The 15,079-nt window shown below is 67.5% G+C and carries 15 protein-coding genes; 5 read left to right on the forward strand and 10 right to left on the reverse strand.

The features are described from left to right. Positions 1-174 precede the first annotated feature (174 nt). The 5 genes from WT16_RS20415 to WT16_RS20435 all read right to left on the reverse strand — a co-directional run bounded on the left by WT16_RS20415 (position 175) and on the right by WT16_RS20435 (position 5,161). Entirely contained in the window at positions 175-876 is a 702-nt protein-coding gene (locus tag WT16_RS20415; protein WP_006027744.1) for an ABC transporter ATP-binding protein, read from the reverse strand. Continuing rightward, entirely contained in the window at positions 876-1,649 is a 774-nt protein-coding gene (gene livG, locus WT16_RS20420) for a high-affinity branched-chain amino acid ABC transporter ATP-binding protein LivG (protein ID WP_063534074.1), read from the reverse strand. Before livG ends, WT16_RS20415 begins: the two co-directional genes overlap by 1 nt. Next, positions 1,646-2,917, reverse strand: coding sequence for a high-affinity branched-chain amino acid ABC transporter permease LivM (locus WT16_RS20425; RefSeq protein ID WP_009916163.1), 1,272 nt, complete (start codon positions 2,915-2,917; stop codon positions 1,646-1,648). Before WT16_RS20425 ends, livG begins: the two co-directional genes overlap by 4 nt. A gap of 8 nt (positions 2,918-2,925) precedes the next feature. After that, positions 2,926-3,852 (reverse strand): high-affinity branched-chain amino acid ABC transporter permease LivH, encoded by a 927-nt coding sequence (gene livH / locus WT16_RS20430; RefSeq protein ID WP_006027747.1) that lies wholly within the window; start codon positions 3,850-3,852, stop codon positions 2,926-2,928. Between the two features lie 193 nt (positions 3,853-4,045). Further along, positions 4,046-5,161 (reverse strand): branched-chain amino acid ABC transporter substrate-binding protein, encoded by a 1,116-nt coding sequence (locus WT16_RS20435; protein ID WP_006027748.1) that lies wholly within the window; start codon positions 5,159-5,161, stop codon positions 4,046-4,048. Between the two features lie 800 nt (positions 5,162-5,961). Between WT16_RS20435 and WT16_RS20440 the strand changes: the two genes are divergently transcribed. From WT16_RS20440 to WT16_RS20455, 5 genes are all read left to right on the forward strand, one after another. Continuing rightward, complete coding sequence (locus WT16_RS20440; RefSeq protein WP_006027749.1) at positions 5,962-7,206, forward strand: FAD-binding oxidoreductase; 1,245 nt, start codon at positions 5,962-5,964, stop codon at positions 7,204-7,206. Between the two features lie 68 nt (positions 7,207-7,274). Continuing rightward, the gene (locus WT16_RS33865; protein WP_156521476.1) at positions 7,275-7,904 is read left to right on the forward strand and encodes a hypothetical protein; all 630 of its coding nucleotides are present in this window, start codon (positions 7,275-7,277) and stop codon (positions 7,902-7,904) included. Between the two features lie 41 nt (positions 7,905-7,945). Beyond that, entirely contained in the window at positions 7,946-8,236 is a 291-nt protein-coding gene (locus tag WT16_RS20445) for a DUF3331 domain-containing protein (RefSeq protein ID WP_015603862.1), read from the forward strand. A 234-nt stretch (positions 8,237-8,470) separates the two neighbouring features. Next, positions 8,471-9,457 carry an oxidoreductase gene (locus WT16_RS20450; RefSeq protein WP_063534917.1) on the forward strand — a complete coding sequence of 329 codons (987 nt, stop codon included), beginning with the start codon at positions 8,471-8,473 and terminating at the stop codon, positions 9,455-9,457. Between the two features lie 232 nt (positions 9,458-9,689). Further along, positions 9,690-10,001, forward strand: a complete 312-nt coding sequence (locus tag WT16_RS20455; RefSeq protein WP_015602999.1) for a DUF4148 domain-containing protein — start codon at positions 9,690-9,692, stop codon at positions 9,999-10,001. A gap of 504 nt (positions 10,002-10,505) precedes the next feature. Here the strand turns inward: WT16_RS20455 and WT16_RS20460 are convergent. The 5 genes from WT16_RS20460 to WT16_RS20480 all read right to left on the reverse strand — a co-directional run bounded on the left by WT16_RS20460 (position 10,506) and on the right by WT16_RS20480 (position 15,046). Further along, positions 10,506-11,462 carry an alpha/beta hydrolase gene (locus tag WT16_RS20460; protein ID WP_063534918.1) on the reverse strand — a complete coding sequence of 319 codons (957 nt, stop codon included), beginning with the start codon at positions 11,460-11,462 and terminating at the stop codon, positions 10,506-10,508. A 35-nt stretch (positions 11,463-11,497) separates the two neighbouring features. Next, positions 11,498-11,995 (reverse strand): thioesterase family protein, encoded by a 498-nt coding sequence (locus tag WT16_RS20465; RefSeq protein ID WP_015603221.1) that lies wholly within the window; start codon positions 11,993-11,995, stop codon positions 11,498-11,500. A 2-nt stretch (positions 11,996-11,997) separates the two neighbouring features. Continuing rightward, positions 11,998-12,963 (reverse strand): L-carnitine dehydrogenase, encoded by a 966-nt coding sequence (locus tag WT16_RS20470; protein WP_063534075.1) that lies wholly within the window; start codon positions 12,961-12,963, stop codon positions 11,998-12,000. A 116-nt stretch (positions 12,964-13,079) separates the two neighbouring features. Then, positions 13,080-14,009: a 3-keto-5-aminohexanoate cleavage protein gene (locus WT16_RS20475; RefSeq protein ID WP_063534076.1), complete on the reverse strand. Its 930-nt coding sequence runs from the start codon at positions 14,007-14,009 to the stop codon at positions 13,080-13,082. A gap of 86 nt (positions 14,010-14,095) precedes the next feature. Next, on the reverse strand, positions 14,096-15,046 hold the full coding sequence (locus tag WT16_RS20480) for a choline ABC transporter substrate-binding protein (RefSeq protein WP_063534077.1): 951 nt from the start codon (positions 15,044-15,046) through the stop codon (positions 14,096-14,098). Between the last annotated feature and the right edge of the window lie 33 nt (positions 15,047-15,079).

Below are 15,079 nucleotides of genomic sequence, written 5' to 3' on the forward strand. Positions count from 1 at the left end.
TTTAAAACGAATACACCGATCGCATGAAGCAAGGCGAATTTCCGGATATGTAGCCTGAAGCACACTCGCATGAATTCGCGAATGCGGACGAACGCGCGATATTGTGATTTTCGCAGACGCGCGTTCGCCCGCTTTACGGTTTTCACGGACGTCAAGCCCGCGATAACCGCCATCCTACCCGCCGAGATACGCGGCCCTGATCCGGTCGTTTTCGAGCAGGTTCGCGCCGGTATCGGCGAGCACGACGCGCCCGGTCTCGAGCACATAGCCGCGATCGGCGACCTGCAGCGCCTTGTGCGCGTTCTGCTCGACGAGGAACACCGTCACGCCCTCGTCGCGGATCGTGCGGATGATGTCGAAGATCTGCGCGATCACGAGCGGCGCGAGGCCGAGCGTCGGTTCGTCGAGCAGCAGCAGGCGCGGCCGGCTCATCAGCGCGCGGCCGATCGCGAGCATCTGCTGCTCGCCGCCCGACATCGTGCCCGCGCGCTGCGCGGAGCGCTCCTTGAGCCGCGGAAACAGCCGATACACGTGCTCGACGCCGTCGTCGATCTCATGGCGGTTCGCGAAGAAGCCGCCCATCTTCAGGTTCTCGAGCACGGTCAGGCTCGGAAACACGCGGCGCCCTTCCGGCGAGATTGCCAGCCCCTGGCGCATGATCTCGTGCGTCGGCATCGCGGTGATGTCGCCGCCTTCGAACAGCACGCGCCCGCTCGACGCGCGCGGCGTGCCGCACACGGTCATCATCAGCGTCGTCTTGCCTGCGCCGTTGCTGCCGATCAGCGTGACGATCTCGCCCTTCCTCACTTCGATCGACACGCCCGACAGCGCCTCGATCGCGCCGTAATGCGTGTGGACCTTCTCCAGCTTCAGCATCACTCCTCTCCCAGATAGGCCTTGATCACACGCGGATCGTTGCGCACTTCTTCGGGCTTGCCGATCGTGATTGGCCGGCCGTGCTCCATCACCAGAATGCGATCCGAGACGCCCATCACGAGACTCATGTCGTGCTCGATCAACAGCACCGAAATGCCGAACTCGCGGCGCAGCCGGTCGATCAGTTGCTGCAGCTCGACCTTCTCCTGCGGATTGAGGCCCGCCGCAGGCTCGTCGAGCATCAGCAGGCGCGGGTTCGTGATCATGCAGCGCGCGATCTCGACGCGGCGCTGATGGCCGTACGAGAGCGTGCCCGCGGGCCGGTTCGCGACCGCTGTCAGGTTCATCCGCTCGAGCCACGTCGCCGCGCGCTCGAGCGCCTCGCGCTCCGCGCGCCGATACGCGGACGTCGCGAAGAGGCCATGCAGAAGTTCCGATTTCACTTGCCGATGCTGCGCGACGAGCAGGTTCTCGACGACGGTCAGCGACTTGAAGAGCCGAATGTTCTGGAACGTGCGCACGAGCCCCTTGCGCGCGACGAGATGGCTCGTCAGGCCGCCGATCGAATGGCCGTCGAGCACGACGCTGCCCGCCGTCGGCCGATAGAACCCGCCGATGCAGTTGAACACCGTCGTCTTGCCCGCGCCGTTCGGGCCGATGATCGCGAACACCTCGTCGCGGCGCACGTCGAAATCGATTCCGTCCACCGCGAGCAGGCCGCCGAAGCGCATCTGCAGCGCGGACACCTTCAACATTTCCGTCGTCGCGCTCATTGCGGCAGCTCCACGTGGGGACGGCTCGCGGGCAGCAGGCCCTGCGGACGCCACATCATCATCAACACCATCACGAGACCGAATATCAGCATCCGGTATTCGGCGAAGCCTCGCGCGAGCTCGGGCAGCAGGGTCAGCAGGATCGCCGCGAGAATCACGCCGAGCTGCGAGCCCATCCCGCCCAGCACGACGATCGCGAGAATCAGCGCGGATTCGATGAACGTGAACGACTCGGGATTCACGAGCCCCTGGCGCGCCGCGAAGAACGCGCCGCCGATGCCGGCGAACGACGCGCCGAGCGTGAACGCCGACAGCTTGATGCGCGTCGGATTCAGGCCGAGCGAGCGGCACGCGATCTCGTCGTCGCGCAGCGCCTCCCACGCGCGCCCCATCGGCATCCGGATCAGCCGGCTCGTCACGAACAGCGTGAAGCAGACGAGCACGAGCGCGATCAGGTACAGGAAGATCACGACGTGCTCGCCGCTGTACTCGAGCCCGATCAGCTCGTGAAACGTCTTCGCACCCTCGACGCTCGCGCTGCGCGCCATCTCGAAGCCGAACACGGTCGGCTTCGGAATGCTGGAGATGCCGTCCGGGCCGCCCGTGATGCTCGTCAGGTTGTTCGCGAGCAGGCGGATGATCTCGCCGAAGCCGAGCGTGACGATCGCGAGATAGTCGCCGCGCAGCCGCAGCACCGGGAAGCCGAGCAGAAAGCCGAACGTCGCCGAAGCCAGCGCCGCGAGCGGCAGGCATTCCCAGAACGTGAGGCCGAAGTACTGGTTGAGCAGCGCGTACGTATAGCCGCCGACCGCGTAGAAGCCGACGTAGCCGAGATCGAGCAGGCCCGCGAAGCCCACGACGATGTTCAGGCCGAGGCCGAGAATCACGTAGATGAGCGCGAGCGTCGCGATGTCGACCGCGCCGCGCGAGCCGAAGAACGGCCACACGAAGCCGAACGCGACGAGCGCCCAGACGATCGCGCGCTGCTGGCGCGCGCCGAGCGGCGCTGCCGCGGGCACGCGCACGGCCGCCTTCGCGCGCAGCAGCGCCGGCTTGAAGAGCTGAAACAGGAACACGGCGGCAACGGCGATCCAGACCGGCCGCCAGTGCGCCTCGAGCACGACCTGATAGCCGTCGAGCTTCAACTGAAGGCCGAGGATCGGCACCGTGAGGATCGCGGTCAGCACGGCGGCCGTCACCGCGTGCTTGAGCGACTGGACGGCCGGCGCGCCGGCCGTCGTGCGAACGGAAGTCATCGCTTGATTCATGGGCGGCCTCACACCTTTTCGATGTCCGACTTGCCGAGCAGGCCCGTCGGACGGAACAGCAGGATCAGCACGAGGAGGCCGAAGGCCACCACGTCCTTGTACTCGGCGGGCATGTAGCCGGACGCGAAGGTCTCGGCGAGGCCGAGCAGCACGCCGCCCAGCATCGCGCCGGGAATGCTGCCGATGCCGCCCAGCACCGCGGCCGTGAACGCCTTGATGCCCGCGACGAAGCCGATGTACGGATTGAGCTTGCCGATCGTGAGCCCGATCAGCACGCCGCCCACCGCGGCGAGCATCGCGCCCAGCACGAACGTGAACGAGATCACGCGGTTCGTGTCGATGCCGAGCAGGTTCGCCATGCGCATGTCCTCCGCGCACGCGCGGCACGCGCGGCCCATCCGCGAATGCGAGATGAACAGCGTGAGCGCGATCATCAGCGCGATCGTCACGCAGACGATCAGGAGGCGCGCGTACGGCACCGTCACGTCGAAGTCGCCGCCGAGGTGGATGTCGAACGCGCCGGAAATCAGCACGGGCACCGACATGTCGCGCGCGCCCTGACCGATCTGCACGTAGTTCTGCAGAAAGATCGACATGCCGATCGCGGAGATGAGCGGCACGAGCCGCGGCCCGCCGCGCAGCGGCCGGTACGCGACGCGCTCGACCGCGAACCCGTAGAGCCCGGTGACGAGCACCGACACGACGAGCGCCGCGCCGAGCACGAGCGGCAGCGGATAGCCCGCCGACGTGCCGATCGCGGTCAGCGTGACGAGCCCGACGTACGCGCCGATCATGTAGATCTCGCCGTGGGCGAAGTTGATCATGCCGATGATCCCGTAGACCATCGAATAGCCGATCGCGATCAGCGCATAGATCGCGCCCAGCGTGAGGCCGTTGACCAGTTGCTGGGCGAATTGAGGAAGGAATTCATTCATGCGGGAAGCTCCCGTTCGCGCCGGCGCATGCGTGCGCCGCCGCCCGTGAAAGCAGCGGCGCACGCCGCGCACGGGCGTCCGATCTCGACACGCCCGCCGCGCCGCGCGAGCGCCGCTCGCGCGGCGGCGCCGGGCCAATGCATCCGCCCCGCTCGAACGTGCAGCGGGGCGGATGGGCGGGCAAATACTCCGGTTAGTTGGCGGCCGTCTTGGTCGCGTCCTTGTGCCACTTGTAGACGACGAACTTGAACGCCTTCAGGTCGCCCTGCGCGTCGTACGACACCTTGCCGATCGGCGTGTCGAAGGTGTGCTGGTGCATGTATGCGGCAACCTTCGCCGGATCGGTCGACTTCGCGCCCGCGATCGAATCGGCGATGATCTTCACGGCCGAATACGCGGGCATCTGGAACGGGCCGTTCGGATCGCGCTTCTTGTCGGCGAACGCCTTCACGAGCGCCGCGTTGGCCGGATCGGCGCTGAAGTCGGCGGGCAGCGTGACGAGCATGCCTTCCGACGCCGGGCCCGCGATCGCGGTCACGTCCTTGTTGCCGACGCCTTCCGGCCCCATGAACTCGGCCTTCACGCCCTGCTCGCGCGCCTGGCGCAGCAGCAGGCCCATTTCCGGGTGATAGCCGCCGAAGTAGACGAAGTCGACGCCCTGCGACTTCAGCTTCGTGATGATCGCCGAGTAGTCCGAATCGCCTGCGTTGATGCCTTCGAACAGCACGACGGGGATCTTCGCCGCTTCGAGATCCTTCTTCACCGACGACGCGATGCCCTGGCCGTACGACTGCTTGTCGTGCAGCACCGCGACCTTCTTCGGCTTGACCTTGCTGATGATGTATCGCGCGGCGGCTGGGCCCTGCTGGTCGTCGCGGCCGATCGTGCGGAACACGAACTTGCGCTTCTTGCCTTCGGTGAGCTGCGGCGCGGTCGCGGACGGCGTGACCATCACGACGCCTTCGTTCTCGTAGATGTCGGACGCCGGAATCGTCGAGCCCGAGCACACATGGCCGATCACGTACTTGATCTTCTGGCTGACGATCTTGTTCGCGACCGCGACCGCCTGCTTCGGCTCGCACGCGTCGTCCATCATCACCACGTCGAATTTGTTGCCACCCGCGCCGCCTGCCGCGTTGATCTGCTCGATCGCCGTCAGCGCGCCGGCCTTGACCATGTCGCCGTACTGGGCGACCGAGCCGCTCATCGGGCCGGCAATGGCGATCTTCACGGTTTCCGCATGGGCGGCGGCGCCGGCTGCCACGAGCATCGCGGCAAGGGAAATGGACGAAAGACGGGACAGCATCATCAGGAGCTCCTCGATTATGTTTAGTCATACGGGCAAGGCGGCATGACTTGCGCAATCGAACAACACCCGTGGACGAAACGACTTGGAGCACGCCCGAGACGGATTGACGGACCTGCAGATGGAACAGCGCTTGCGGGGCCCGGCAGTGTCAGCCGCCGTCGAAAACACGACAGAGACCTTGGTTCGGAAAGACAACGTGATGCGTCTTGTATTGCGCAAGCGATTCGCCTGCCCCGCTTGCCTAACCGCTCGTCGGACGGATCTGCCGACAGCCGTTGGCAAGGCAGCCGAAATTATAGGATCGTTTTTCGTCCGACTGATCACAATTGGCCGATGAATCAGGGAAAATACGCAGTCCGGGCGACCTGACGCACACGCGGTTGCACCGGTTTCCCGCGTGTTGCACCGCACCCGGTTCCGCTCGCCGAACGGCCTTTCGCGCGAGCGCGCCGCGCAATTCCCCTTTCGCGACGGGCATTTATCGCGACGCTGCAGCGCACCGCAACGCGCGCCGCGCACGTCCGGGCGCCGCGCGACGGCGGCGCGGAACCCGATATCCGGGCCGAGGTGCAACCGTCCAACCGGCCGGGCCGGCGCGACAGCCATGCAAGGTGCGCGCGCAAACGCGCGTATGCCGGCAGTTTCATCGGGGTCATAGCAGGCGTTTTGGAATTTCGGTGAAATAATGCGTCCGCGAAACCGGCCGGCCGCCCTTGCACGTCTGCACCTGGTGCGTCGCGCGGCCCCGGTCCGGCGAATATCATCCGCCATTCGCGCACCACCTCATCGAGGCTTGCTTCATGGATTTCGACGTCATCGTTCTCGGCGCCGGCATCGTCGGCGTATCGGCGGCGCTGCACTTGCAGGATCGCGGCCGCCGGGTCGCGCTCGTCGATCGCGGCGCGCCCGGCGACGGCACGAGCTTCGGCAACGCCGGGCTCATCGAGCGCTCGTCGGTCGCGCCCTATGCGTTTCCGCGCAGCCCGCTCGCACTGCTGCGCTACGCGGCGAACCGCTCGACCGGGCTCTATTGGGATCGCGCGTCGCTACCGTCGTTCGCGCCGTGGCTCGCGCGCTTCTGGTGGGAATCGTCGCCGCGCCGCCACGCGGCGGCCGCGCGCGACATGCTGCCGCTCGTCGAGCGCAGCGTCGCCGAGCACGACGCGCTGATCGCGCGCGCCGGCGCGGGCGAGCTCGTGCGCGCATGCGGCTGGATCGAGGCCTATCGGACGCCGGCCAGCCTCGAACGCGCAACGCGCGACGCCCTGCGCGACGCGAGCCGGCACGGGCTGCGCGTGACGACGCTCGACGCAGCCGCGCTCGCCGCGCAAGAGCCCGCGCTCGGTCCGGGCTTCTGCGGCGCGCTGCACTGGCTCGATCCGAAGAGCGTCGTCGATCCGGGCGCGCTCGTCAAAGCGTATGCGCGGCTCTTCGCGCGCGACGGCGGCACGTTGCTCGAAGGCGATGCGGCGACCGTCGAAGCGAGCGGCGGCGGCTGGCGGGTGCGCACGGCCGACGGCGTCGCGGCGGCGCGCGACATCGTCGTCGCGCTCGGCCCGTGGTCGGATACGGTGTTCGCGAAGCTCGGCTACCGGATTCCGCTACGCGAGAAGCGCGGCTACCACATGCACTACGCGCCGCCCGACGGCGCGCCGCTCACCGCGCCCGTCGTCGATCTCGAGCACGGCTACGTGGTCGCGCCGATGCGCCGCGGGCTGCGGCTCACGACGGGCGTCGAGATCGCCGCGCGCACGCTGCCGCCAACGGGCGTGCAGCTCGCGCGCGCGGAACGCGTCGCGCAGCCGACGTTCAGGCTCGGCCGCAGGCTCGATCCGGCGCCGTGGCTCGGCTTTCGTCCGTGCACGCCGGACATGCGCCCCGTGATCGGCGCCGCGCCGCGACACCGCGGCATGTGGTTCGCGTTCGGGCACAACCATCACGGGCTCACGCTCGGCCCCGTGACCGGGCGCCTGCTCGCGGAAATGATGTGCGGCGAGCCGACTGTCGCCGATGTCGCGCCGTTTCGCGCGGAGCGGTTTCTCTGATTCTCCGATTCGAGGCGGGCGAGCATGCCGGCGATGGGGCAAGACCGGCGCGCCGCCTCGAATCGCGAATGCGATTCGCCCTCATTGCGCGCAAACGATTTTCTTCATTTCGCACCGGCGATTTTCTTCGTTCGTCGAAACGGCAGGCGAGCCTGTCATCGATAATCGCGCCATTCAGGACCACGGCTGGCTCACTGCCGCCACCGGCAGATCATTGCACGTTGAACGAACAGTGCTTTGCAATTCTCACAACGAACGTCGTCAACGCCGATCGATGCGGCCAATCGAACGCAGAATTAATCGAAACGCAGGTGAAGACGCCGCGATCAACCGACAAGAGATCGAACGATCGAACGCCTCTCCTTATTGAAGCAGCCAACCTTGACACGCGACGAAACATCGTGACAACGCGCTCGCCGCCGCCACATGCCCGTGTGGCGCGGGACCGCGCGCAAAACGGCCGCTGCCGCGCGCGGCACGCTCCGGGCGCGGTTTCGCCCTCTTGGCGCCCCCTTCGCGCACCACTCGAGGGAACGAATCCGCACTCCGCTTTTGCCCGCAAATGGAAATCGATTGTTTCTAAATCGGCAAAAAGTAATTTGAGCCAGACAGGATGTTTTTTCCTTGCGAGCGCGCTTACATTTAGCGCACCCTCTAATGGAAATCGCTACGGAATCGACGGAAAGCAGTTGCAATAACTGCCTAGGCCGATACCGCACGAGCTTTAGGAAACGGCCAAATGAAGTCCTCCAAATCCCAGCCTGTGCTCGATCCCGCTGACGTTCACGTCGAAATCCTCGAACGCTCCGACACCCTGCTCGTCGTCCGCTGGGTCGAACCCGGCCGCTGCCATTACGGCGAGCAGCGCTGGCGCCGCCGCTTCGCGCAGCGCACCGGCACCTGCGCGCTGTCGCGCCAGGTGATCCACCGCGGCGACGAAGTGTTCCGCCCCGCCGAGCGTCCGGCGCCTGCCAACGCGGGCGCGATGATCTCCGCCGCAGAAGTGCTCGGCCACACGAGCGGCAAGTAACGCCGCTCGCCACGCCGTCCGGCTAGGACGCCGTCTGTTATAGAGCGCCATCTCTAGCCTGCTCCTTGTCTTCGTCGCGCCGCGCCACTACCGTTACATCAATCAATGTAACGATTTGCGGGGCGCGAACGGCATCAACCGCCGACGCTCCATCGCACCGCCCCAGAGCTCGTCCGCGCAGGCGACGGGTTCGTGAACGCGCCGCCCGACGGCGCGCCATCGATGGAGACGAAGATGCATGCATGGAGCGCGCAATACGTGCCGCCGCAAGGCGGGAAAGTCGCGGTCGTCACGGGGGCCAACAGCGGCCTCGGCTGGCAGATCGCGGAAACGCTCGCCGCCAAGGGCGCGCAAGTGGTGATGGCCTGCCGGGATGCGGCAAAGGGCGAGCTGGCCGCGCATGCGATCCGCACCCGTTATCCGCGCGCCCGGATCGAAATCGCGTCGCTCGATCTCGCCGACCTCGCATCCGTGTGCCGTTTCGCCGACGCCGTCGCCGATCGCCACGGCCGCGTCGACATCCTCTGCAACAACGCGGGCGTGATGTTCCTGCCGCTGCGCCACACGCGCGACGGCTTCGAAATGCAGATGGGCACGAACCATCTCGGCCATTTCGCGCTGACGGGCCTGCTGCTGCCCGCGTTGCGCGCGTCGCACCGCGCGCGCGTCGTGACGATGTCGAGCGGCTTCAACCGGCTCGGCAAGATCCGCCTCGACAACATGCTCGCCGAGCGCGGCTACAACAAGTACCGCGCGTATTGCGACAGCAAGCTCGCGAACCTGATGTTCACGCTCGAACTGCAGCGTCGCTTCGATCGCGCGGGGCTGTCGATCCTGAGCGTCGCCGCGCACCCCGGCTATGCGGCCACCAATCTGCAGTTCGCGGGGCCGGCGATGGAGAACTCGTCGCTCGGCTCGTTCGCGATGCGCCTGTCGAACCGGCTCGTCGCGCAGCCGGCCGATGTCGGCGCGCTGCCCGCGATCCATGCGGCGACGGCGGCCGACGTCGAGGGCGGCGCCTACATCGGCCCCGCCCGCCTGTGCGAGACCCGCGGCTATCCCGCCGACGCGCGCATCCCGCACCTAGCGCGCGACGTGCGGATGAGCACCCGCCTGTGGGAAAAATCCGAACAGTTGACCGGCGTGCGCTACCTCGACACGCCGCCGCCCGATTCGCGCCGCGGCGCGTCGCGCCACGACGCGGCGTTCCGCGCGCTCTGAAGCATTTCGCCAAGCCCAGGCTCGCCGCTTCGTCCGCCGCCGTGCGCGGCGGTCGAGCGGCCTTTTTTCATGCCGCGACGCCCCGCCGCTTGCCGCTCGCGATTTTTTCAGTTTTCGAAAAGATATTTCGCCAAAGTGAGCGTTTACCCGTAGGACTCCGATGACTACGATGTAACCAATCGCTTAAGACATGGTGTCGAAAGCGAAGTCGATAAAACATTCGGAGGTTCTCATGAAATCGCTCGTTTACGCTGTCGTCGCCGCTTCCGCCCTGAGCGCTTCGTTCGGTGCGTTCGCACAATCCAGCCAGCCGCTGACCCGTGCGCAAGTGCGCGCAGAACTGGTCCAGCTCGAGAAGGCCGGCTATCACCCGGGCGTGTCGAGCCCGTACTATCCGGAAGACATCCAGGCCGCCCAGGCGCGCGTGCAAGGCGCAGCCGACACGAGCGGCTACGGTGCGCAAGCCGCGCCGGTCGCGCATGTGGGCGCGCCGGTCGCAGCGGCGCCCCGCTCGCCGCGCGAGTCGATCTACTTCGGTCAGTAACGCGGCAGGCAGGCCGCGCGGCCCGGCTCGATCCGCCGGCCGCGCAGCCTGAAATCCGTATGGCGAGCCAGCCGTTTCGACTCGCCGTCGCCCCCATTCGGGCCCCTAAACCTCCGCCGCTCCGCATGGAGCGGCTTAGCCTGGGCGCCTCGCGCCTGGGCGCTTTTTCGGCTGAGGCGCAAGTCCGCCATTACGGCGGCTCCACGAATGGAAAAAATCGATCCTTACAAAATATGTAAGGATCGATTTTTATTTCTTGCCTCTCCGGATGCCGCGCCCGCATCAAACGCCGGCATGCCCGCCTTCGGCGCCGTTGTCGCGCCGCCCCGCATGCATCGGCTTCCCGCACGTTCCCCGATTTGCGAACGTGCGTCGCACGTTCGTCTTGCCCGGCGCTTCGCATCGCGCGCCGCCTTCCCTCGCGAACGAACGAGGCATCCCGCAAGCGCCGCTTCCAAAGCGTCTCCAGCCCGGGGTCCTCACGAGCGGCTCGCGCACCGTGCGTCACCCACCGGGCGCAAGGAGGAACTCGCACACGGTCCGATGCATCCGCGCCGCCTGCGCGCTCGTGTCTAGCGCTCGCCAGCAGCCGTGAACGAGCCCGCCGCCGTGCCAGAATCGCGCGGCGCCGCCCGCCGAGCGAATGCGTTCGACATAGACGCGCGCATCGTCACGCAACGGATCGTGCTCCGCGCCGATCGCCAGCACGGGCGGCAAGCCGTCGAAGCGCGGCGCGTCGAGCGGCAGCGCGCCCGGCGGCGGCCCGGCGTCGCCCCAGTAGTGGCGGCGATACGCGCGGACGTCGGCGAGCGTGAGCATCGGCGCATTCGCGTGCGTGTCGCGCGCGGGCGATTGCGGCTCGAAGCCGAGCATCGGATAAACGAGCGCAACCGCGCAAACGCCGCCATGCGTTCCGCCGCCGTCGCCATGCCCGATGCGCCCGCCGTCGCGCAGCGCGGCCGCCACCGACGCCGCGAGCGTGCCGCCCGCGCTGTCGCCGGCGAGCCGAAGCGGCAGCGCGATCGATTCGAACGGCAGCCGGCCGTCGAGCGCCGCAGCGGCGACCTCCAGACAATCGTCGAACGCGGCCGGCGCGCGATGCTCGGGCGCGAGCCGATAGTCGGCGGCGATCACGTCGAGCCCCGTGTCCGCCGCGATTCGGGCCGCCACGAGCGCGTGACTGTCGAGCGAACCCAGGACGAAGCCGCCGCCGTGAAAGAACAGCACAGTCCCGCACGAAGCGGATCGCCGCGACCGGTAGCGCCGCAGGCGGATCTCGCGGCCGTCCCGCGCGACAGCACGCGCATCGCATGCGTCGACGTCCGCCGGCAGCGCGGGCGTCCATGCCGCCGCGAAACGCTCGTAAAGCGCGCGCTGCTCGGCGATTGGCCGCGACGCCGCGTCGTCCGGATACCACGCGGCGACGCGCGCGACGAACGCCTCGATGGCCGGCTCCAGCATCGCGCGCCTGCGCCGATTCGTCAGGCCGTGCCGCGTCAGCGGCGCGCGGGCAGGCCGATCACGCGTCCGGCATGGGCCGGCGCGCAATACGCGCGCTGCCGCGCATGCAGATTCGCGATCCGCTCAGCGACGTCGGCGTCGAACGGCGCGGCCCTCGGCCCGCTCGTGTCGACGTGCAGCAGCATCTGCTCGCTCGCCGACACCGCGCCGTCGATTCCTTCGGCGAACATCTCGAGATACAGATGCAGCCGCTTTGCGTCGTGCGCGAGCACGCGCGCGTCGATCCGCACGCGCGCCCCTTCCTTGATCTCGTGCAGATAGTTGACGTGCGCTTCGAGCGTGTAGACGGAGCGGCCGCGCGCGCGACGTGCCGCGTCGTCGAGGCCGATCGCGTCGAGCAGCGCGTCGGTCGCGAAGCTGAAGATCAGCAGATAGAACGCATCGCGCAGGTGCCCGTTGTAGTCGACCCATTCCGCGCGCACCGTGTCGCGGTGAATCGTCAGTTCCGTCGCTCGCATCGCGGCCGTCGTCATCGTCAATCCTCGTAGCGCATTCCGTGGCGCGCCTTCACCGCGGCGATCGCCGCGATCACTTCCGTGATGCATTCGTCCCGATAGCGTTCGAGCGCCTTGATGCTTCGGGGTCCTTGCTGCTCGGCGGTGCCCTCGACGACGCGGTCGATCAGCGCGTCGGTCAGCTTCGGCGCGACGAGCCTGGTCCACGGCAGCGCCAGCGCGGGGCCGAACTGCTGCATGAAGTGGCGCATGCCGGCCTCGCCGCCCGCCAGCGTATACGTGAGGAACGTGCCCATGAACGACCAGCGGATGCCCGCGCCGAAACGGATCGCATCGTCGATTTCGCCCGTCGTCGCAACGCCTTCGTCGACGAGGTGCAGCGCCTCGCGCCACAACGCTTCGAGCAGGCGATCCGCGATGAAGCCCGGCACTTCCTTGCGCACGCGCAGCGGCCGCATGCCGAGCGCGCGATAGACGCCGATCGCCGCGTCGACGGTCTCGGGCGCGGTGCGCTCGCCGCCCAGCACTTCGACGAGCGGCAGCAGGTAAACCGGATTGAACGGATGCCCGACGATGCAGCGCTCGGGGCCATGCGCGCGCGCGTAGAAATCGGTCGGCAGCAAGCCCGACGTCGACGACGCGATGATCGCATCGGGCTTCGCCGCGCGACTGATCCGGTCGTGCAATTCGAGCTTCAATGCCTCGCGCTCGGGCGCGCTTTCCTGGATGAAATCCGCTTCGGCGACGCACGCTTCGATCGTCGACACGAAACGCAGGCGCGCCGGCGACGCGCCGGGCGCCAATCCGGCGCGCTCGAGCGCGGGCCACGCGTTCTCGACGTTCGCGCGCAACTGCTGTTCCGCGCCGTCGGCGGGGTCCCACGCAAGCACGTCGAGCCCATTCGCGAGCGCGCGCGCAACCCAGCCGCTGCCGATGACGCCCGCGCCGATCGCCGCGAACGTGTCGATTTCGGTGATGACAGCCATGTACTTTCGATCCTTGAACGAGAAGATCAGGCGAAGCAGCAGCTTCGGCGCGACGCACGCGCGCGCCCGGCCGCTTTCGCCACGTTGCGCGGCAACGAATGCGCCGCGATATTGCGTTACGCGTATTCGGCGATCGCGCGCCGCTCGAGCGGCCGCTCGCCGCGCGGCGGCAAGCCGAGCTTGCGGCGCCCTTCGGCAGGCGTCAGCACGCGCGCGCCGAGACACTCGACGATCTCCCGCGCGCGCTCGACGAGCGAGCCGTTCGTCGCCTGCACGCCGCGGTCGAGCCAGAGGTTGTCTTCGAGGCCGACGCGCACGTGGCCGCCGAGCAGCATCGCCTGCGCGACCATCGGCATCTGCATCCGGCCGATCCCGAAGCCCGCCCAGTGCGCGCCGGGCGGCAGATTGTCGACCATCGCCTTCATCGTGCCGGTGTCGGCGGGCGCGCCCCACGGAATGCCGAGACATAGCTGGAAAAGCGGCGGATCGTCGAGGAGTCCTTCCTTCAGCAGTTGCTTCGCGAACCACAGGTGCCCCGTGTCGAAGATCTCGAGCTCGGGCTTCACGCCCAGTTCCCGGATCCGCTTCGCGCCCGCGCGCAACTGCGCGGGCGTCGATACGTAGATGTAGTCGCCGTCGCCGAAATTCAGCGTGCCGCAATCGAGCGTGCAGATCTCGGGCAGCAGTTCCTCGACGTGCACGAGCCGCGTCAGCCCGCCGACGAGGTCCGTGCCCTTGCCGAAGCGCATCGGGTCCTCGCCCGCGCCGATCTCGAGATCGCCGCCCATGCCGGCCGTCAGATTGATGACGATGTCGACGTCGGCCGAGCGGATTCGGTCGACCACTTCGCGATACAGCCTCGGATCGCGGCTGCCGCGGCCCGTCAGCGGATCGCGCACGTGGCAGTGCGCGACCGTCGCGCCCGCCTTCGCGGCCTCGATCGCCGCACTGGCGATCTGCTTCGGCGTGACGGGTATCGCCGGATGCCTGCCGACGGTGTCGCCTGCGCCCGTCACCGCGCACGTCACAATGACTTCCTGATTCATCGCTGTCGCCTCGTTCAGATTCAAATTCGGATTCGGATGCGCGTCCCCTGCCCGGACCTCGCGCGCCAGGCGGCGAGCCGCACCGTTCAGAGCCCCAGATAAGCCTTCACCGCAGCCAGCCCGTCCTTGCCGTCGTAGGTCTTCACGCCGGCGAGCCATGCATCGAGCACTTGCGGGTTCTTCCTGAGGTACGCCTTCGCCGCTTCCGCGGGCTTCACCTTGTTCATCACCGCCTGCATCAACTGGTTTTCCATCTGCGTCGTGAAGCGCAGATTGCCGACGAGCTTGCCCGCGTTCGGGCAGCGCGCCATGTAGTCGGGCGACGTCAGCGTGTACACGCGCGCTTCGCCGTAGTTCGGGCCGAACGCCGCGTCGCCGCCCGACAGGTAGTTCATGCTGATCTGGATGTTCATCGGATGCGGCTCCCAGCCGAGGAACACGACCCACTTCTTGTCGCGGATCGCGCGATCGACCGTGACGAGCATCCCCGCCTCGCTCGACTCCACGAGCTTGAAGCCGCCGAGCCCGTACTGGTTCGCGTCGATCATCTTCTGGATCGTCGCGTTCGCGCTGCTGCCGGGCTCGATCCCGTAGATCTTGCCGTCGAGCTCTGCGCGATGCTTCGCGATGTCGTCGAACGACTTCAGCCCCGCCTGGTACACGTAGCCCGGCACCGCGAGCGTCGCCTTCGCACCCGACAGGTTCGGCGGCTCGACCACCGAAATCGACTTCGAATCGAGGAACGGCTGCAACTGATGCTGCTGCACCGGCCACCAGTAGCCGAGCGATACGTCGAGCTGCCTGTTCTTCAGCCCTGCGAACGAAATCGGTACGGACGAGATCGTCGTCGTCGGCTTGTAGCCGAGACCGTCGAACAGCAGCGACGCGAGCGCCGTCGTCGACGTGATGTCGGTCCAGCCGATGTTCGCGAAGCGCACGTTGCGGCACGCGGCCGAGTCCTGCGCGAACGACGGCGACGGCAACGCGCATGCTGCGGCGAGTGCCGCGCCGAATACGAGGGTCTTGGTGGACTTCATGGTTGCCTCCCTGTTCGACGGATTCCGCAGGCA

The organism is Burkholderia sp. MSMB1589WGS (assembly GCF_001636105.1).
Taxonomy (GTDB): Bacteria; Pseudomonadota; Gammaproteobacteria; order Burkholderiales; family Burkholderiaceae; genus Burkholderia; species Burkholderia humptydooensis.